Below are 19,740 nucleotides of genomic sequence, written 5' to 3'. Positions count from 1 at the left end.
CGCACCATAGCGAAGGGTTGGCGAGCCTTAGCGAGCCTACCCTGGTACGCGCCCAAGAACCCGCCAGCTCTCTTCAAGGAACCCCAACGGGGTTCCGCACCGGCTTTACACCCATCACCCTCCTCAATCCCAAACATACCGCTCATCCCATTCGACGCCGTGCTTTTTCAACAACGCACGGAACTCCTCCTGAAACGTCTTCGTCCGATGGTGCTCCGCCTGGTGGTGCACATACTCCACCACCGCATCCGTGTTCGACTGGCTCACGGAAAACGCCGCATATCCGGCCTGCCAATGAAACGCCGCAAACTCCGGCCACTCCTTCTGCATCCACACCGTGCTGGCGCGTTTCAATTCTTTGACCCACTCAGCCAGCGAAATCGTGCGATTCATCCGCGCAAGGATATGCACATGATCCGCCACACCCCCAATTGCAATGGTCGGACATTCCAACGTCGCCGCAACGCCGCCCAGGTAGGCATGCACAGAATTCATCTTCTCAGCATCTTTAAACCACGCTTCCCGATCCTTCGTCGAGAACACCAGATGCACGATCATGTTGGCCAGCGATTGAGGCATCTCTCATCGTTCGACATCCCCCGCTCTTCGCAAACACAATTCCACCAAGCCGATGCAGAACCCCGTTGGGGTTCTGCCTTGCGGACCTGGACCCTTATCGCCGCTTACCAGGGTAGGCTCGCCAAGGCTCGCCAACCCTTCGCTATGATGCTGAAGCCCTTTGGGCTTCAAGCCAGAAGCACGTCGAAGAGGTATTGTATAAAAACTACGCCGCAGAGTTCCCATCAGTCCGAATCTGGCCCTGTCACAAAGGGCCACCGCGCAAATGACGCCGCGAAACTCCCACCGCCCCAAACCCACCCGTGTCCCAAAGGGACACCGCACCATAGCGAAGGGTTGCGGCTCGGCGCAACCCTGGTACACCGGCGCCCTCCACCACCCCATTTGTCCGAACCCCAACGGGGTTCCGCACCTTTAACCGCCCTCTAATGGCCGACACGCCTCCATCTCCCCAACCTTCTCCGCAGCTTGAAGCCGGCGCCTATGAGGTCATTCGCCAGCGCCTGAACAAACATGGCGCGGAACTGCAGCGCCGGCTGGATCTTCTCAATGCGGACCGCAAGGCGGAGTTCGGAGGCATCGAGACCTCCCTTCTCGCCACCACGCGGCTCACCACGGAGAACAACTGCGTGCCGCGGGATCTCGCGGCCATCGGCCCGCAGCGTTTTATCTTTGGCTACAATGTCCACCTGGGCCTGCGCAGCACCATGCGCATCGAGGATGTGTTTGCGGTGTATGACTATCATCCCGCCGACCACAGCTTCCATCCGAACAAGGACAACCTGCTTGGCGATCCGCAGTTCGCAGAGGACTTCGCCTACCTCTACAACTACTACAAGCAGGCCACCTTCCTGAAGTTCCACCGCATCGGCCCGCATCTCTACTTCGGGTTTCAGGTGGGCCAGCGCGCCACGGAGGTGAAGACCTTCAAGTGGCTGGTGGATGATGACCGCGGCACGCTCAAGTACCTCGGCAATCGCAGCGACCACGAGTTTGTCTTTCCTCCCCCGCAGGAGTTTGAATGGAAGCGCGCCACGCGGGACATGTACATCCACGGCGACCACCCGCACATCAGCATCGAGGACCGCGTCTTTGTCGAGACCATCGGCGGCGACCTCACGGTGAAGGTGGAAAACAACACCGCCACCGGCCGCGGCATCTACAGCGAGCCCGTCGAAAACAAGGATCAGACGCTCGATGACGCGGAGGTGTACTACGCCATCGTCGGCAGCCTCATCCTGCTCAAGCTCCTGCCCTACCAGGAGAAAACCTGGCGCCATCTGGTCTTCAATGAACGCACGCGCCAGGCGCACCGCATCGACAGCATTGCCGAGAGCTGCGTGCTCCTCCCGGACGGCCATGGCGTTCTCTTTCCGCATGGCTACGTGCTGCAGACGGGCGAGGTGAAGCGCTTTGAAACCGGCCTGCCGCCCATGCGTTTTGAAAAGCGCATCCCCGCCGCCAATGGCGAGGACACGCTCTTTGTCTTCAGCCACCTCGAAAGCGGCAGCTACCTGCTGCTCAGCTACAACCTCATCACGCAGAGCGTCGCCACGCCGCAGCCCTGCCACGGCTTCAGCCTCTTCCCCAGCGGCGAGCTGGTGCTCTTTTCGGCGGATGAAGAACCGCGCAAGCACCACGTCCTCCAGGTCTGGCGCACGCCTTTCCTTTCCGCCGATGTCAGCGAGGCCAAAGCCTCCCACACCTTCCTCAGCAAAATCGGCAACGCCGAAATCGTGCGCGCCATGGCGGAATGCAATGGCGTGCTCACCTTGCTGTCCAAGGACGACTCCTTCTCCGGCCTCTACGTCGAGCTCGCCCGCGCCTGCGGCGACATCGCCGACAGCTACTTCTGGATCGGCAATGCCGAGACGCACGATCTCAAGAACATCCTCGTCGAGATCAAGAGCACCGCCGAGGCCGCCCTGGGCGAGTTTGAAAAAGTCAGCCGCATGCGCAAGACCGCGGCGGACCAGACCAGCGCGCTGCAGGAAAAATCACAGAAGGCCCTCAGCGTTGCCACCAACACGGAGCCGACTGACATTCTCGGCTTCGTCCAGCTCCTCACCTCCCTGCGCGAGCTCCGCGGCCAGATCATCGCCCTGCGCGATGTGCGCTACACCGACGCCGCGGAGATCGACCGCATGGACAAGGCGGTGGCGGAAGGCACGGACAAACTTTCCGCCAAATGCGTCACCTTCCTGCTCAAGCCGGAGTCGCTGGATCCCTACCGCAGGCAGATCGCCGAGCAGCAGGCCCGCGTGCCCGCATTGTCGAAGGTCACCGAGGCGCAGGAGGTCGAAACCGCCCTCGCCAAATCCAGCAGCGAGCTGGAAATGCTGACCGCCATTGTCAGCGGGCTGAAGATTGAAGATGCCACCGAGACTACGCGCATCATCGAAGGCATCTCCACCCTCTTCGCGCAGCTCAACCAGGTGCGCAGCGTGCTGCGGAACCGCCGCAATGATCTCGCCAAAACCGAAGGCGCGGCACAGTTTCAGGCCCAGCTCAGCCTGCTCAGCCAGAGCGTGCTGAACTACCTCGAAGTCGCCACCACGCCGGAGAAGTGCGATGAATCGCTCACCCGCGTGCTGGTGCAGATCGAGGAGATGGAGACCCGCTTCTCCGACTTCGACGACTACGCCGCGGAGCTGATCAAGAAGCGTGAGGAGGTACAGACTGCCTTCGAATCGCGCCGCCAGAGCCTCAGCGATGCGCTGAACCGCCGCTGCAGCAGCCTCGGTCAGTCCGCCGAGCGCATCCTCACCAGCATCCGCAACCGCCTCGCCAGCTTCGCCAAGCCCGAAGAGGTGCATTCCTGGCTCGCAGCCGACGCCATGGTGGCAAAGCTGCGCGACCTCATCGAAGAACTGCGCAAGCTCGGCGACAGCGTCCGCGCCGACGAACTGCAAACCCGCCTCAAGACCGTCCAGCAGGATTCTCTGAAGCAGATCCGCGATAAATCCGAAATCTTTGTCGGCGGTGGCGATCTCATCCAGCTCGGCCAGCACCAGTTCAGCGTGAACAAGCAGCCGCTGGAGCTCACCATCCTCCCACGCGACAACACGCTCGCCTTCCATCTCACCGGCACACGCTTCTTCGAAGCTCTGAGTACTCCTGATCTTGATACGCTGCGCAGCGTGTGGGAGCAGGCCGTCGTTTCCGAAAACGCAGAGGTCTATCGCGCCGAATACCTCGCCTGGCAGATGCTGAAATCCGGCGCCCGCGAAGAGGTCTCCACCTTCATGGCGCAGCGCTTCCATGAAGGCTACACCAAGGGCGTCCACGACCACGATGCGGGCCTCCTGCTCAAGCCCCTGCGCGAAATGCAGCAGGCCCTCGGCCTCCTGCGCCACTCCCCCGCCGCCCGCGGCTATGCCCGCCTCTTCTGGCATGCCTGGCCCGAGGACGACGCCAAAAAAGCCCTCACTGCACGCATGCAGTCCAAAGGCCGCATGCGCGATCTCCTCGGCATTTCAAATGCAGCGCCCGATGACCTTCTGAGGAAGCGCGTCGAAGAACTGCTGGGAAGCCCTCTTCCGCGGGCTTCGTCTGACCAGATCGCCGCGTGCCTTCTGGACGAACTGCAATCCAAGCACCCCTTCATACGCTCTGCGGCAGCCATCGAGCTTCTGCGTGCCTTCCATCGCGAGCTCACGGTCAAACACGCCTCCAAAGAGTTCGAAGAAACGCTCGCCACCCTCTCGGCACAGCCGCTGCTGGCCTTTGAGATTGCCTTGGAATGGCTCAGCGCGCTCAATCCCTCGGCAGATCCAGGCGTCTTGATTGAAACCGCCGCCATGGTCGTCACCCACGACCAGCCGCCCGCCACGATCCCGCCCGAACCCGCCGCGCGTGCCACCATCACCGGCCTCATCGGCACCCACCCGCGCATCGCCGATGCGAAACTCGAGCTCGACTACCACGAATTCACCGCGCGTCTACAGCGCTACGAGGCCGAAGTCGTCCCCGCCTTCGAAGCCTTCCAGCAACTCAAGCATCGCCTGGCCGAAGGCCGCCGCCGCGAGCTGCGTCTGGATCAGTTCAAAGCCGGTGTGCTCAGCTCCTTCGTGCGCAACCGCCTGATCGACCAGGTCTATCTCCCGCTCATCGGTGCCAATCTCGCCAAACAGCTCGGTGCCGCCGGCAAGGACACGCGCACTGACCGGATGGGCATGCTCCTGCTCATCTCACCTCCTGGCTACGGCAAGACGACACTCATGGAATATGTCGCCAGCCGTCTCGGCATCACGCTGGTCAAAATCAACGGCCCCGCCCTCGGCCACAAGGTGACTTCGCTCGATCCCGCCGAGGCCGCCAACGCCAGCGCGCGCGAGGAAATTGAGAAGCTCAATCTCGCCTTCGAGATGGGCGACAATGTCATGATCTACGTTGATGACATTCAGCACACGAACCCCGAGTTCCTGCAAAAGTTCATCTCCCTCTGCGACGGCACGCGCAAGATTGAAGGCGTGTTCAAAGGCGAGGCCAAGACCTACGACCTGCGTGGCCGCAAGGTGGCGGTGGTCATGGCCGGCAATCCTTACACCGAAGTCGGCGGCAAATTCCAGGTGCCTGACATGCTGGCGAACCGTGCCGACACCTACAATCTCGGCGACATCCTCGGCGGCCATCAGGAAGCCTTCAAAGACAGCTACATTGAAAACAGCCTCACCAGCAATGCCACGCTGGCCCGCATCGCCGCGCGCAGCCATGCCGATGCTCTCGCTGTTTTAAAAGTGGCGCAGACAGGAACACGCGAAGGCGTCGAGTTTGAAGGCAGCTACAGCGCCGAGGAGATCAACGAAGCCGTCGCCGTCATGGAGAAGCTGCTGCATGTGCGCGAGATCATTCTGCGCGTGAATCAGGAATACGTGCGCAGCGCCGCCATGGAGGACGCCTACCGCACTGAGCCGCCCTTCAAGCTCCAGGGCAGCTACCGCAACATGAACAAGATCGCGGAGAAAATCCTCCCGCTCATGACCGATGCCGAGGTTGCCAGCCTTATTGCCGATCACTACCGCGGTGAAGCGCAAACCCTCAGCCAGGCCGCGGAATCCAACCTCCTCAAGTGGCGCGAGATCAACGGCCTCTCCACCGAGGCCGATGTCATCCGCTGGGCGGAGATCAAGAGCACCTTCAAGCGCAACCTCCTCACCGGTGGTGCAGGTGAAAGCGACCCCATCAACCGCATCACCGGCCACATGAACGCCTTCACCCTCGGCCTGGAAAAGATCGAGCAGGCTGTGAGCAAGCCCACCCTTTCCGACACCACCATCGAGCGCCTCCAGCGCATCATCGAAGGCCTCCGCGCCGTACCCGTGAATGTCGAGATCAAGGTCCAGCCCGTCGAAAAAGAAACCGCAGGCGAGCCCCCTGTGGATATCTCCAGCACCGTCGATCAGGAGTAAAGTAGCCTTGTTCCTGTGGAACAAGGAATTTCTCTCGCAATCACCAAACCTCCCGGCACTCCCAGCGCTACTGTTTGCGCTACGCTCCTTGTTCCGCAGGAACAAGGCTACTTTGCGTGGCCGCTCTCAATGCCCCCAGCGTCCACACCACGGGATAAAGCTGCTCATGATACCACAGCCGCGCAAAGTACAGCCCGATCGGTGAGCACGGAAAACGCGTCCCATTCTCCGTCGCGGTTATCAGCCACTCCACACTCTTCCTCACATCATCACCTCCTCCGCTTAGCGCATGCAGCGCCACCGCTGTCTCCTCGATGCTGGATGGTGCCTGCGCATCTCCACCAAACGACCCGTCGGCTTTTCGTGCGCCGCGCAAATACCTGCGCCCGCTTGCAAGCAAGTCTTCCACCCCCGGCACCTTTCCACCGCTCAGATGATTCACCACCTGCGCCGTGCCGTACACCGGATTGTTTTCATCCACCGCGTGCTCGTTCCCAAACCAGAGTGGAATCCATGAGCCATCCGGCGACTGCACCCTCTTCAGATACGCCAGCGCCGCCTTCGTGCTTCTGCCAATGCGTTGCTGCATCACAGGCGGCAGCTCATCATGCCAGCTCCACCACGCACCGAGCGCATGTGCCGTGATCTCCGGCGTGCTGCGGTCAAACGGCAGCGTTCCCCAGCCCCGGCAAAACGTCGGTATTCCTCCATCGCGATTTTGCAGATCGAGCAACCAATTCACACCCTGCTCAATCGCCGCATCACAGGCATGCCCCATCTTTTTGAGAGCGATCAGCGCACTCGAGGAATCATCCGCATCCGGCACACCACCCGGCAGATCCGTCCACGCCCACCCACCCGGAGGCGCATTGGTAAACGGATGCACCTCCCGGTACTGCTGCGCCAATAACCATGTACGTAGTTCGGGCTTTAGCCCGTTCTGGTCAGACGGGCTAAAGCCCGAACTACGAACGGAGAGCGTCGTTCCCCACGTCGTCAAATTCGTGTCAATCGGCCAGCTCCCGTCCTCGCGCTTTGAGTTCACCAGGAACTCCACCGCCGAAGGCAGGCAGGGGTGATCTAGCTGCCCGCCGCCTGCGAGGGCCATGGTGACAAAGCTCGTCAGCGGCGTGGCCTCCAGATAGCCGCCACTGCTGGGCTGCAGCATCTTCAGCATCGGCCGGATGCGCGGCCACGTCAGCGCACGCAGCCAGCGCAGCGGATTCCACCATGCCGGCGGCGCATTCTTGAAACGTGTGTACCCAATCGCAATCAGCGCCGGCAGCGCATAGCTCACCACCGGTAGGCCGATGGCGCCAAACCAGGTGCGCGGCAGCGCGGCCAGCTCAAACGGCAGCGCCATCACATGCCGCCACGGCTCCCCCCCCAAAGTCCCGCACAGCGCGCAGAGCATGAGAATGGGCACTGAGAAAGTCTTGTCCTTGCCATAACGCGCCGTTACGGCCCTGGCGATGTCCGTCGGCTCAAGCGATCCCACCTGCGCGGCAATGCATGCATTGGCCGCCTGCACGGCTGGAGAACCCTTCTGCCCCACCAGATGCAGCGCGCTCCAGCATAGCAGCGTCGTGGAGAGGTTGCTCTTGCTCAGCGTGGTGTCCCCCCAGCCACCGTCCGCGTTCTGGTGCTCACACAGCCACTGCGCTCCATCCGCGGCATGCGCCGCGTGTTTTTCGCGATCCACCAGCGTCAGCGCCACGATGGCCGTGGCCGTGGAGAGCGCGCTGCTGGAAAGACGCCCTTCCCAATGCCCCTCCGCACCACGCAGGGCATCCAGATGCGCCTGCGTATTGGCGATGGCGCGGTCAAGGGCGTCCATCATGGCAAATAATCTCAGGCTTCAAGCTTCAGCTCAGGGCGGGCATCGATGGCCTTCGTGAGGGAGATCCAGCCACCTTCGCGCTGCTGCTGGAACATGTTCAGATAGAGCGCCACCTGCTTGGCAGGATACGCAGCCAGAAGCGCCGTCACAGCGGCCTCGGCCTTGTCGTCTTCGATCACTTCGGGCAGCTCGGTCACCTCACCCTTGCCATCATGCGCGATCTGCGCGGCATCCAGGAAGGTGATGAGCATCTGCGGCTGGCCTTTGAGCAGCCAGATCTGGAAAATCTGCGCCGTCACTTCTTCGTTCCCCTTCGTGTTGAGCTGCTCCAGCAGCCACTCCGCCTGCTTCGGGCGGGACTTTTCCAGGATAAACGCAGGACGCAGGCGCTTCGCCGGTGCGAGCGATTCAATGACGGCCTTGTACGCAGCACGCTGGTCGGTCTGCAGGTAGGTCATGATCTGCATGCGCAGCTCGGGACCGATGGCTTGGAGAAGTTGGTTGGGTCGCATCTGAAGGAAGGGGGAAATGGGGAGGCTCTGCTACCACCACGGCACAGAAGTCGCAACCATTTTGCCTCACAGCAGGCGAATCGTCAGCGGGAAGCGGTAAACCTTTCCTTCAGCGGCGCTCACGATGCCGATGATGGTCAGCACCACGGTGGCGATGCCCACCGCAACCAGGAGCGGGATGCCGATGAACACAAAGCAGAGGATGAAGGACACAAAACCGTAGAGCAGGTAGCTGAGCTGAAAATTCAGCAGCTCCCGGCCCTGGCGGTCGATGTAGCTGCTCTGATCTTTTTTCACCAGCCAGACCACCAGCGGCCCCAGGATGGGAAATCCGACCAGGCAGAGCACGTGCATGACGATGCCCAGCGTTTTTTCATCCTGCGTGACGGGGTGCAACGGCAGGCCTGGAGGTGGCGGAGGAGTTTCCATGATGAGCCACGCTACTCCGAAGCAACTCCCGGCCAAATACAAACGCGGAGCCAGTTTCCCAGCTCCGCGCGTGTCGGCAGACTCAAAGGTCCTTTTCCGTTTAGACTTCCGGCAGCTTGAACTCCTCCACGTAGTTCTCGGTGGCGAGCTGGTTGGCCTCCGCGGCAAACTCACCGATGAACTTCTCGGAGACGGGGTCAAACTCCAGCCAGGGGCCGGCGCTGATCTTGTCCACGTTGAGGTCGATCTTGTTGTCCTCGAGGTTCTTCACGAAGTGCTCCAAGGTCTCCAGACCGGCCTTGTCGTTCTTGAGGCGCTCCTTCACTTCATCCACGCTCGCCGCCTTGCCCAGGCGGTAGGAAATGTTCGCCAGGTGCGCCAGCGAGGCGGCATGGTAGCCGTGGGAGACGTGCAGGTTCGGGTTGATGATCTTCCCGGCGCGCACGGAGTTGATGAAGTTCAGCATGTGGTCGCCGCCTTCGCCGAGGTCATCAAACTTCTTGATGGTGTTGCCCTCGTTGTCGTAGGCCTTGGACTCGATGATGTAGCCGCCCTCGCAGTGGACCGCATTGCCCACGCGGGCCGCGGCCGTTTTGCCGTTGATGCGGTAAACAGGCTCCTGCTTCCAGTCCATGTCCTTCAGGGGAAGACCGCGGTTGTCAAACAGCAGCGGCGCGGGCTCGTAGGCCCAGAAGGCCATCTGGTTGTTCGCGGTCTGGCCGTCGTCCTTGTAGCCCCAGCGTCCGCCAAAGCTCATCACGCGCTTTGGCAGCAGCTCAGGATCTCCCAGCGCCCAGCGGCCCACGTCCGTCTGGTGCGGCCCCTGGTTGCCGATGTCGCCATTGCCGAAAGCCCACTGCCAGTGCCAGTCATAGTGGAACTGCGTGCGGTGCACCGGCAGCATGCCGCGCGGGCCGGACCAGAGCTTGTAGTCCACGTCTACATCCTGCGGCGCTCCGGCAGGGTCGGTCTTCACGTTCCGCAGGTCGTGGAAGGTGCCCTTGATCACTCCGTCCTTGGGCTGGATGTCTCCGGCGGCCAGGCCGGTGGAAATGCGCGCCTTGTAGTTCAGGGCGCGGGAGAGCGTCACCTTGCCGATGTGCCCTTCCTTCAGCCAGGCCATGGCCTGCGCCCAGCCGGGGCTGGAGCGGCGCTGCATGCCGTGCTGCACCACGAGCCCTTTCTTTGCCACCTTCTCGGCGGCGTTCAGAAGCTGGCGGCCTTCCCAGATGTTGTGGCACACGGGCTTTTCCACGTACACATGCTTGCCATGCTGCATGGCCGTCATGGCGATGAGGGTGTGCGTGTGGTTCGGCGTGGCGATGGTCACCGCGTCCACCTCGGGGTCCAGCATCAGCTTCCGGTAGTCCGAGTAGGCCGTCACGGTGTTGTTTCTCTTGGCCTGGTTGGCCACCCCTTTGGCGAGCACATTGGCATCCACGTCGCACAGCGCCACGATGCGCACGCCCGGAATCCCCTCCAGGCTCTTGATGTGGCCTGCGCCACGTGAATTGAAGCCGATGACCGCGACACGAACGTCACCGTTGGCACCCTGCGGTGCGGAGAAGGCTCGGGATGCGGCGAGACCGGCGGCGCCGGCCACAGTGCCGCGAAGGAAAGTTCGACGGGTGGTTTGGTTTGTTTGGTTTTGCATGGTTATGGAGAGATGGGGCGATCACTGCCACGCCCGGACGAGCTACGGCATGATCATTCATAAGCCTAGCCAAAACGCCGGAGAAAAAGCAACCTTTCCTTTCTTTGCCCGCCGTTTATGCCCTTTTCCCCGCCGTTTGTGACACTGCCGCATTCCTCGTCTTCCGAACTGGAGGGCCGCTCCCCCGTACCTGGAGGCGCGCCCCAGATGCGGGAGTAGATCAGTGCTATCTTCTTTGATGCGGACCCGGTTTAACGCGCGGCGCGGCGGCGGCGGCGCATCATCAGGCCCAGGAGGCCCAGCATCAGAAGCAGCGTGCGGGAAACTTCAGGCACCACCACCAGGATGCCATAGCTGGCGAAGGCCGAGGTATCCCAAGCAAGACTCAGCGCGCTGAGATCCGGCAGGTTGAAGTCGCCAAAGGCTCCGCCCGCGCTGAATCCGCTGCCCGCATTGAAGCCCGTCGCATTGATGCTGCCCCAGTCGATCAGGTTGAAGACCTGGCCCGCAGCGTAGCTGAGCGTGCCGTTCTCGAGGATTTTGACCGTGCCGTCCAGCGTGAAGGTGCCGGTCACATTGAGGTAGTCATGGTTCGTCGTCGCGGCAGGCGCCACATCCCAAGTGCTGCGGGCCGTTGTCTCTGCGTTGAAGAGGGTTCCGGCATCGGAATAGTTTGTGCCATTGTACACATACTGCCCGAGCTCCCAGGTGAGGGCAGCGGTTTGAGAAGGCGCCGAAATCTGGATTTCCAGCGAGCTCGAGCCCTGCATCGTCAGGTTCACCGGCGCCAGCGTGGTGCCAAAGGTCAGCGTGCCGTTCTGGTTGATGCCAGAGGCGGTGCTGTCTCCCGGCCGCAGGGTGGCGGCGTTGCTGATGATGGTGTTCCCCAGCACCGTGCCTGTGCCTGCCAGGACTGCCGCATTCGTGCCATCTCCTACGGTCACGGTGCCCGTGCCCGTGGTCGCCGTGGTGGAGGCATTGGTGCCGACCTGCAGCACCCCGCCGGTCACCGTGGTGGTGCCGTAGGAGTTGGCCACCGTGAGCACCGTCGTGCCGGAGCCCGCCTGCGTGAAGTTTCCTCCGCCGGTGATGGCAGCGCCGCTGAAATCGGTGCCTTGCACCACCGTGTCGCTTTGGTTCACCGCAAACGTCGCACCACTGGCCACGCTGACCGCGCTGCTGGTGGAGAGCGCCCCGCCCGTGCCACCATTGCCGAGCTGCAGCGTGCCGCCGCTGACGGTCGTGCCGCCTGTGTAGGCATTGGTGCCGGTGAGGATGACGCTGCCCGAACCCACTTTGGTGAGACCTGTTCCGGTGCCGCTGATCACACCGCTCAGGGTCAGCGAATCACCGCCTGCCGCCACTCCGACGCTGCTGTCGGTGGCGAGCGAAACATCGCCCGAGGAGGAGGCGGTGCCGGTTGCGGTGAGGGCTCCGTTGCCGCCGACTCCCGTGCCATTGAGCGTGAGGGCTTCTCCGACGACCGCCACATTGTCGATCTCCAGCGTGGCCCCTGCGGTCACCGAGGTGCCGCCCGCCGTCGTGCCCAGGGCCGCCGCGTTTTGCACGCGCAGCACGCCGGTGCTCACCGTGGTGGTGCCTGTGTAGCTGTTCGCGCCGCTGAGGATCACCGTGTCCGCAGTCGTCTTGTCGAGCCCCACACTGCCCGTCAGGATGACGCTGGCCGTGCCGGAACGCATGTCAAAGTTCGTCAAGCTGGTGAGCGCGCCACCGGTCGCGGAATCCTGAAGGGTGCCTCCGCCCTGGAGCGAGACGCCGGCCACCGTTTCGGTCTGGCCGTTCACGTCAAAGGTGGCCGTGGCTCCGTTCACGGTGACCGTGCCGCTGTCGGCGATCTGGTCGCCTCCCGTGCCGGTGAGCTTCGCCATGCCGGCGGTCACCATCAGGCTGCCGCCGATGGCGTTGACGCCGGTCTTGCCCAGGTCGAGTTCGCCACCGTTCACCGTGGTGAGGCCGGTGTAGGTGTTGGCGGTGACGCCGGTGAAGTTCAGCGTGCCCGCTCCGTTCTTGGTCACGGTGCCGCTGCCCAGAATCACACTGCCGCTGATGGTGGTGTCGCCACCGCCTGCGGTCGTGGCGACCACCAGGTTCTTGTTGGTGCCGCTGACGCCGCCGCTGACGGTGAGGAGGCTGGTGCTGTTGTTTGCCCAGGTCTGCGTGGCAGCCGTGCCCAGCACCACGCTGGTGGAGATCGTGTTCGCACCCGAACCGGCTGCGACGGTGATGCCTGCACCTGAGGCAGCGTCAAGGGTGAGGCTGAAAGGCCCGCCTGCACCGCTGGCGACGATGGAGCCTGCCGTGCTGGCCGTGCCCGTGCCGGTGAAGGTCAGGCTGTTGATCTCGTAGTTGGTGTTCAGCAGGGTCGTGGCAAAGAAGTTCGCCGGGGTGGTGGCGGTGATGAAAACATCCGTACCGATGCCGGGAAGGGTGGCGACGGTGGTGCCGGCGGCCGTGGTCCACCAGTTCGTGTTCGTGGCGGAGCCATCGCCCCACACATTGGTGCCATAGTTGCCGCTCCAGTAGGCAGCGGTGTCGGCCACGGCCACGATTTCATTCGGCGTGGACGCAGTCGCCGCATTCTGCAGCTTCATGCCGTGGCCGATGAGCACTCCGAGGTCGTTGGTGAAGTTGTAGCCTGAGATGAGGGCGCCGTCCGTGCCACTCAGAGTGGCGAACAGCAGGCGGTCCTGCGTGGCCAGTCCGCTGTCAGCCGTGGTGCCCAGCAGGTAGGTGATGCCAGACCAGTTGCTGACGGTGACCGTGTTGGCCGGCACGCCGGCGATGCTGGTGAACGCCAGGGCGTTGGAGTTGCCGGTGCCGAAGTCCAGCGTTCCAGCCGCCGAGAGGGTCAGCGCGCCAAAGCGCTGGCTGTTGCCGGAGAGGGCGCTGGCAAGCTGAAGCGTGCCGCCGCCGGAGCCCAGAGTCACAGGGGTGAAGGTCGTCGGATTGGTGAAGCTCACCACATTGCTGGTCGTGCTGGAGATGCGGAAGATCGCACCGCTGCTCACCGTCAGCGAGCTGGAGCCGCGCAGGCTGCCGCCGCTGGCGATTTCCAGGACGCCGCCGCTGACGGTGGTGCTGCCGCCATAAGTGTTCTGGCCGGTGAGAATCTGAGTGGAAGCACCCGACTTCACCAGCTGGAGGTTGGCTGCCGTGCTGCTGGTGATCACGCCGCCGAAGGTTGTGGTGCCGCTGGCTCCGCTGAGGGTCAGGGTCTTGACCGCCGCACCGGAGTTGGTGACAAGGCCACCCGTGGTGGTGGTGGAACTGGCCAGGGAAGCCACGGTTTCATCAAAGTTATTGAGGTTAAACGTGCCGCCGGCATTCACCGTCAGGGCATTCGCATCAGGGATGACGCCAGCAGCGCCGAGCTGGAACAGACCTGCGTTGATCGTCAGACCCGCGACGAAACTGTTGCTGGTGTTGCTCACCACCAGGATGCCGTCACCCGACTTGATGATGCCGCCATTGCTGATGACGCCGCCAATCGTCGTGGTGACCTGCGGGCTGACCACGGTGAGGGTGCGGGTTCCATTGCCGAGGTCAAAGGTGCCGTTGAGAACGAGGCCATGCCCGGAGGCGGTGCCGCCAAAGTCCAGGTTGTTGTTCAAGACAATGGCGTTCGAGATCGTCCGGCCGGCCGTGCCGTCAGAGAGCAGGGCAGCGTTGGTCGCGGTGGAACCCACGGTGACCGTTCCCGTCCCCAGCGGGCCGGCTGTGGGAGTGGACCCGACGGAGTTCGGCGTGCTGCTGCCGCCGATGATGATGGACCCGGCATTGGCACCGTTGAAAGTGATGCCCGTCGTCCAGCTGCTGTTGGCATTGGTCAGGATCAGTGAGCCCGAGCCAGTTTTGCTGATGGCATTGGTGTTGCCTGCATTCTGCGTGATCGCGGCGCTGATCAGCAGACCCATGGGAGAGAGACCGGAAACATCAATGACCGGGCTGGCGTTGCTAAACTCCAAAGTCGCCGCCTGGGTGGCGCTGGTGAAGGTGCCGCTGATGGTCGGGGTGGCCGCGTAGTTGTCATTGACCACCTTGATGGCATTGGCAGCGCTGAGAACGAGCCTGTGCACCTGGGAAGCCGCCGGCGCGCCGAGCGCGACGGTGGATGCGGTGGTGCCGCCATTCCCGTTGAGGACGAGGCTGTTGAGCGTGTTCACAATGGCCACACCGGAGCCGACGGAGGTGTAGTTGGGGAAGGTGAGCGAGCCCCCACCGTTGATGGTCACGACGGTGTTCGGATCGATGGCGCCATAGATGCTGGTGCTGCCCATGGTGACGGCACCGCCGTTGATGGTCAGGCCGCCGGCCGCCTGGATCACCACTTCCCCGGCGCGCGTCGGATTGAGCTGCAAGGTGGCTCCGGCGTTCACCACAGTGCCACCGGTGTAGCTGTTGCCCGCAGTGCCTGCGGTGAACGCCGTGACGGCTGCCGTGGAGACGGCAGAGAGCGTGACCGTCAGGCCATCGCTGGAGATGGCGCTGATCGTGGTGCCGAGTGCAACACCCGTACCAAACACAGGCTGCCCCACAAACAGACCCGCCTTGGCAGCAGCAAAGGTGACCGTGGCACTGCCAGAGGTGTTCGTCGCGCCAGTGATGGAGACGGCGCCCGTGCCGCCAAAGGTGAGGAACGCGCTGCCTGCGGTTGGACTGCCGCTGAGAGTGACGTTGGTGCCATCCACCACTGCGGTGATGGTGCCGGAGTATCCTCCAGGTCCAGTCACCGTCTGCCCCACGAACAAGCCGGTCGTGCTGGCCACCAGGGCATTGGTGCCCGCCACCGTGGCCACGAGCTGACGGGTCGAAGTGCCGTCCGTCAGGGCCGTGGTGCCGGCGCCCAAGCTGGAGAACACCACTTTGTTCGCCCCAATGATGCGGCTGTTGATCGTCCACACGTTCTGATTGTTGTGCAGGAAGAGTTCCGACGCGGATGAGGTGATGCGCCCCACATCGACATTCTGGCCAAGGGCGCTCGTCACGTTGCCGCTGTGGACGAAGCCGCCGGAGGTCAGTGTGAGCGTGTCCGTCTGCGCTGTGAAGGTCAGGTTGTTCCCCGCCGTGGTCACCAGCTGGGCAAACGAGTTCAGGCTGGTGTTGCCGTTGACGTTGGTGTTGAAGTTGCCGTTGGCCTTCGTGTTGGCCGTGGCGGAGCTGGTGATGTTGCCGGCTGCGGTGATGGTGGTGGTGTAATCCGCAAAGCCCGACGCCGTGTCACCTAGAACACCCAGACCCAGCGCACCGGTGGACGATGCCGTGCTGAGATAAGTGAGCCAGTCCACGCCGTTGGTGGCCCATCCGCCGAGAATGTTGTTCGTCAACGTGGTGCCGCTGGAGAAAGTCAGCTGCCCGCTCTGACCGCCGGAGGCAGCTGTTCCGCGCCCGATCTGGCCGGTACCGGAAGTCACCGTGAGAACCGCCCCGGAGCCCGCGGTGCGACTGAGGGCACCCGCATTGAGAATGAGGCTGCCACCGAGGCCGGGCTGCGCCGCAATGGTGATGGTGTTTTGGCCCGCAAGAAGGTTAACCGCGCCAGCCGTGGCGACGGTGTCACCCTCCAGACGCGGCGTGATGGAGTAGGCACCGCCTGTGAAGTTGAGCGCCGAAGCGCCGGTGCGGGCCGCGACAAACGACAGGCCGCTGTTGAGCAGCGAGAGCGTCCCATAGTTCAGGTTCACCGCGCCACCGCCCGTGAGGGCGGCGCTGTCCTGGAGGATCAGCGAACCACCCCGGATGGTGGTGGTGCCCGTGTAGTTGCTGGCAGAGGTGAAGGTCTGGTTGTTGACACCGACCTTGTCGAGGTTCAGGGCGCCGGTGAGCACGCCCGCGAAGGTGTTGCTGCCCACAGTGGAGTTGACCGTCAGGGTGGCCAGCGTGCCGGTGTTTCTCACTGTGCCGGCATTCACGGCATAGCTGGAAGCGGTGGTGTTGGTAAGGCGGGCAACGGCCTGGCTGTTGCCATTGAGGTCCAGAATACCGCCGTTCACCACGAGGTCGATCACCGTCGCGGTGGACGCAGTCTGGGCCACCAGCAGCGTATTGGTGCCGGAGTTCAGCATCACGATGCCCTCAAGCACATCAAAGCCGCCGCCCGTATTGAGGCTGCGCTGGCTCAGGGTCAGGGTGCCCGTGCCATCTTTCACCACACGGCCTGTGCCGAGCGTGTAGGCGCTGGTGGTGAGATTGTCGGTCGTGTGGTAGTAAAGATTGGCCGAGCCCGAAGTGATCGCACCACCGACGATGCCGTTGTTTCCAGTCTCGGCCAGAATGGCGCCGCTGGTCAGTGTGAGGGTGTTGACCGTGCCTGCCGCGGTGAACAAGGTGGTGGCGCTGGTGGCTGTGGAAACACCGCCACCGATGGCGGTCAGACCACCGCCGCTGGAGAGATCAAGGCTGTTGACCGTTGTGCTGGAATGCAGGCTGATCGCCGTGGTCAGGTCCACGTTGGAAGTGGCCACGGCAAGGGACGAAGTGCCTCCCGTGGCGGTGACGGTCAGCGGCGTGGCCGTACCCAGGAAGCTGGCTCCCGCGGTGTTCGGGTTGAAGTAGAGGAATCCTGCTCCGGTATCTGCCGAGGTGAGCAGGCGGAAGCCGTTGGCATCATGCGTCACCAGACCAATGCCGCTGCTGTCGATGCCGATCATGTCGGGCCGGATGCCGGAGGTGAGGCCAGGGGTGGTGGCGATGACATTGACATGTCCAGAACCTGCTGTCCCGCCCAGGATGCCTGTGCCGGCGTTCAAGGTCAGCGTGCCGCGGTTGGTGCCGCTCTGGGTCACAACCGTTCCGAGCGTGATGCTGGTGGCGGCCGTGCCAGCCGTGAGGTTCCACTTGCTGGCACCTTCCAAAAGGGTCAGCGCCGTGGAGCCCGTGCCCAGCGCTTCCGTCACATTGGTGCTGCCGCCAAAGAAGTTCAGCACACCACCGCGCATTGAGATGACACGGTCTGAAGTGGTGGATTGCACGCTGGTCGTGCCACCCAGGCGGTTATTAACAACATTGGTGCGGTTGTCGAGCGTGAGCGTGCCCCCCGCAGAAAGGATGGTGGTGACGAAGCCCACCTTCGCCGTGCTGCCGCTGAGGTTCACGGTGCCCGCGCTGATCTGCAAGGTTCCCAGGATGTTGGCCGAGTTGTCGGCCGTCAGGGTCCAGCTTCCGCCGCCCACCTTGGTGACGTTCAGGGTGCCCGTGGTGTAATCGGCCGCCAGGGTGCCGTCAAACGTGGCATCCGTGCCCGCCGAGCCCGTCACCAGCGTGCCGGCGGCGGTGGGGCTGAAGTTCTTCACCACGCCGGAGCCGCTGACATTGCCCACGCGGCCGGTCATGGCGACGCCGCGGGTGTCGAGAATCGTGCCGCTGGAAAGATTGATGTTCGCGTTGGCATAGTTGGTGGCGGCGCCCGTGATGACGGAGCCCGCGGTGACATTGATGGTGGTCACGCTTTCACTCACGCCGCCGATCATCAGCGCGCCCAGGCCCGCCTTGTTGAGGGTGGCGCCACCGAACACATTGGCGTCGATGTCCAGGCCGACCTGCTCGTTGAGATCACCGCGGGTGCCGAGGACCGTGGTTCCCGCCACTTTGTCCACGGTAATGGTGGTGGTCGCGCCCAGGGAGATGTTGCCGGCGATGACGGCCATGGCGCGGACGTCGTCCAGGTTTGTGGCCGTGATGCCGCCCGTGATGGTCAGCGTGCCCGCGCCGGTCTGCACCAGCGGACCGCTGTCACTCAGACCACCCTGGGAGTTGAAGGTGAGGGAGGCGACCGTGTCGTTGAAGCCGTTGAGGTCCAGTTGCGCGCCGCCGCGGATGGTGACGTTCGAGGCATCATTGATCTGGTTGGAGGCCTGCAGGCGCACCGCCGAGTTCGCGATCGCGCCTGAGCCGGTGCCGTTGACGTTTCCGCCGGTGATGATGAGATCGCCCGTGATGGCATTGGTCGTGGTCGTCGTGCCGTTGACGCCGAGGTTCACGATCACGCCGTCCACATAGGCGGTGCCGATGTAGCTGTTGGCGTTGTTCAGCGCGATGACCGCGCCCGCATTGGTGCCCGCCGAAGTGAGGACCAGGCTCAGGGTGCCGGTGATGTCCGAGTTGATGGTCAGGCCGGAGCTGGAGGCGCTGTGGATGAACAGTTCCGTACCGGTGGCAGTGAGCCTGCCGCGCAGCGCGGTGGTGCCGACGGAACGGGCGTTGGCATCGGAGCCGGAAAGCAGGCCGCCACTGTCCAGGGTGAGGGTGTCACTGCCGCTCAGGAACGCGATGGTGGCCGCGCCGCCGTTGATGGTGAGGGAGTTGACGGTCTGGCCGCCGGAGAGGACGGTGGCGTTGGCGGAGACGCGCACATTGCTCGTCGAGGTGGCGGCGGCAAAGCTGGTGATCTGCTCCACCAGGTTGAGCTGGCGGATGCCCACGACCGGGTCGTAGGTGGCGAATTCCACGTTGGCAGCCGCCGTGGTGCCGTCCGTGGAGTTGACTGTGGCCCAGCCGCCGATGATGCCGTTGGTGTTGGTGTTCAGCAGGGAGGAAGAAGCGGTGAAGTTGGCTCCGGCTCCCACGACACCCGTGCCGCTGGCAAAGTTCAGAGTCGCACCCGTGCCGCGGGTGAAGGTGCCGCCGAGATTGAGCGTGGCGACGCCAAAGCCGCCGTTGCCGGCGTTCACACGCAGGGTGCTGGTGCCTGCAGTCAAGCTGATGTTGCCCAGGGTGATGCTGTCCGTCATCGCACCGCGGCTGATGTACTCAAACGCACCGCCGTCCAGCGAGAGCGCCACGTCGGTGGAGATGCGGGTGTTCAACTCCTGGGTGCCGGAGTCATCCCAGCGCAGCAGGGAGTTGCGGATGCTGATGGTGTCGCCGGTGGACATGCCGGACAAGGCTCCCTGGTCGGTGAGAATCACCGAGCTGCCCATGATCGTGAGGTTGCCGGTGAACTGATTGTTGTCACGCAGGGTCAGCGCGGCGGTGCCGGTCTTGACGAAGTTGAGGTTCCCATTGATCTGACCGGCAAAGTCGCGGGCGGTGCCCACCGTGACGGTGTAGGTGGCCAGCGTGGCGCCGGTGTTGGTGAGGATGCCGCCGGAGCCGGGCAGGGTGCCGCGGCTGAGAAGATCTCCCGTGATCTGGTTGTGGCCGTTCAGGTCCAGAGTCGCGCCGGAATTGAGCACCAGGGCGTCAGCCGCCTGGCCAGGGCCCGTGGCGGTGATGGCCGGCGCGGTGGCGAACTTGTAGAACAGAGCGTTCTGCGGCGCGGAGGAGCCGAGCTTGACGAGGCCCAGGTTCAACGTGGTG

7 protein-coding genes (1 of these 7 running past the window's edge) are annotated in these 19,740 nt (G+C 63.4%); 1 reads left to right on the top strand and 6 read right to left on the bottom strand.

The features are described 5' to 3' along the window. Positions 1-123: 123 nt before the first annotated feature. Complete coding sequence (tnpA, locus tag ACILSQ_RS04320; RefSeq protein ID WP_395742353.1) at positions 124-558, bottom strand: IS200/IS605 family transposase; 435 nt, start codon at positions 556-558, stop codon at positions 124-126. A gap of 449 nt (positions 559-1,007) precedes the next feature. Here tnpA and ACILSQ_RS04315 point away from each other — a divergent pair, with 449 nt between their 5' ends. Then, positions 1,008-5,990 carry a DNA repair ATPase gene (locus ACILSQ_RS04315; RefSeq protein WP_395742352.1) on the top strand — a complete coding sequence of 1,661 codons (4,983 nt, stop codon included), beginning with the start codon at positions 1,008-1,010 and terminating at the stop codon, positions 5,988-5,990. A 79-nt stretch (positions 5,991-6,069) separates the two neighbouring features. On the opposite strand, the gene ACILSQ_RS04310 is transcribed toward ACILSQ_RS04315, so the two are convergent. The 5 genes from ACILSQ_RS04310 to ACILSQ_RS04290 all read right to left on the bottom strand — a co-directional run. Beyond that, on the bottom strand, positions 6,070-7,830 hold the full coding sequence (locus ACILSQ_RS04310; protein ID WP_395742351.1) for a prenyltransferase/squalene oxidase repeat-containing protein: 1,761 nt from the start codon (positions 7,828-7,830) through the stop codon (positions 6,070-6,072). Positions 7,831-7,841: 11 nt separating this feature from the next. Beyond that, positions 7,842-8,342 carry a hypothetical protein gene (locus tag ACILSQ_RS04305; protein ID WP_395742350.1) on the bottom strand — a complete coding sequence of 167 codons (501 nt, stop codon included), beginning with the start codon at positions 8,340-8,342 and terminating at the stop codon, positions 7,842-7,844. Between the two features lie 66 nt (positions 8,343-8,408). After that, positions 8,409-8,771 carry a DUF4870 domain-containing protein gene (locus ACILSQ_RS04300; protein ID WP_395742349.1) on the bottom strand — a complete coding sequence of 121 codons (363 nt, stop codon included), beginning with the start codon at positions 8,769-8,771 and terminating at the stop codon, positions 8,409-8,411. 100 nt (positions 8,772-8,871) lie between these two features. Next, the gene (locus ACILSQ_RS04295) at positions 8,872-10,425 is read right to left on the bottom strand and encodes a Gfo/Idh/MocA family oxidoreductase (protein ID WP_395742348.1); all 1,554 of its coding nucleotides are present in this window, start codon (positions 10,423-10,425) and stop codon (positions 8,872-8,874) included. A 251-nt stretch (positions 10,426-10,676) separates the two neighbouring features. After that, on the bottom strand, positions 10,677-19,740 hold the final stretch of the coding sequence (locus tag ACILSQ_RS04290) for an autotransporter-associated beta strand repeat-containing protein (protein WP_395742347.1). Its footprint extends 21,356 nt past the window's final position; 9,064 of the gene's 30,420 nt are visible here — the last part of the coding sequence; the start codon falls outside the window, past its right edge; the stop codon is at positions 10,677-10,679.

The organism is Prosthecobacter sp., from assembly GCF_044227185.1.
Lineage (GTDB): Bacteria > Verrucomicrobiota > Verrucomicrobiia > Verrucomicrobiales > Verrucomicrobiaceae > Prosthecobacter.
Note: the sequence above shows the minus strand (reverse complement) of the source record. Positions and strands in the feature narration are given on the sequence as shown.

Excerpts from the sequence above, each read along its gene's own strand:
- tnpA (WP_395742353.1), bottom strand. The coding sequence starts at position 558 with ATGATCGTGCATCTGGTGTTCTCGACGAAGGATCGGGAAGCGTGGTTT.
- ACILSQ_RS04315 (WP_395742352.1), top strand. The coding sequence starts at position 1,008 with ATGGCCGACACGCCTCCATCTCCCCAACCTTCTCCGCAGCTTGAAGCC.
- ACILSQ_RS04310 (WP_395742351.1), bottom strand. The coding sequence starts at position 7,830 with ATGATGGACGCCCTTGACCGCGCCATCGCCAATACGCAGGCGCATCTG.
- ACILSQ_RS04305 (WP_395742350.1), bottom strand. The coding sequence starts at position 8,342 with ATGCGACCCAACCAACTTCTCCAAGCCATCGGTCCCGAGCTGCGCATG.
- ACILSQ_RS04300 (WP_395742349.1), bottom strand. The coding sequence starts at position 8,771 with ATGGAAACTCCTCCGCCACCTCCAGGCCTGCCGTTGCACCCCGTCACG.
- ACILSQ_RS04295 (WP_395742348.1), bottom strand. The coding sequence starts at position 10,425 with ATGCAAAACCAAACAAACCAAACCACCCGTCGAACTTTCCTTCGCGGC.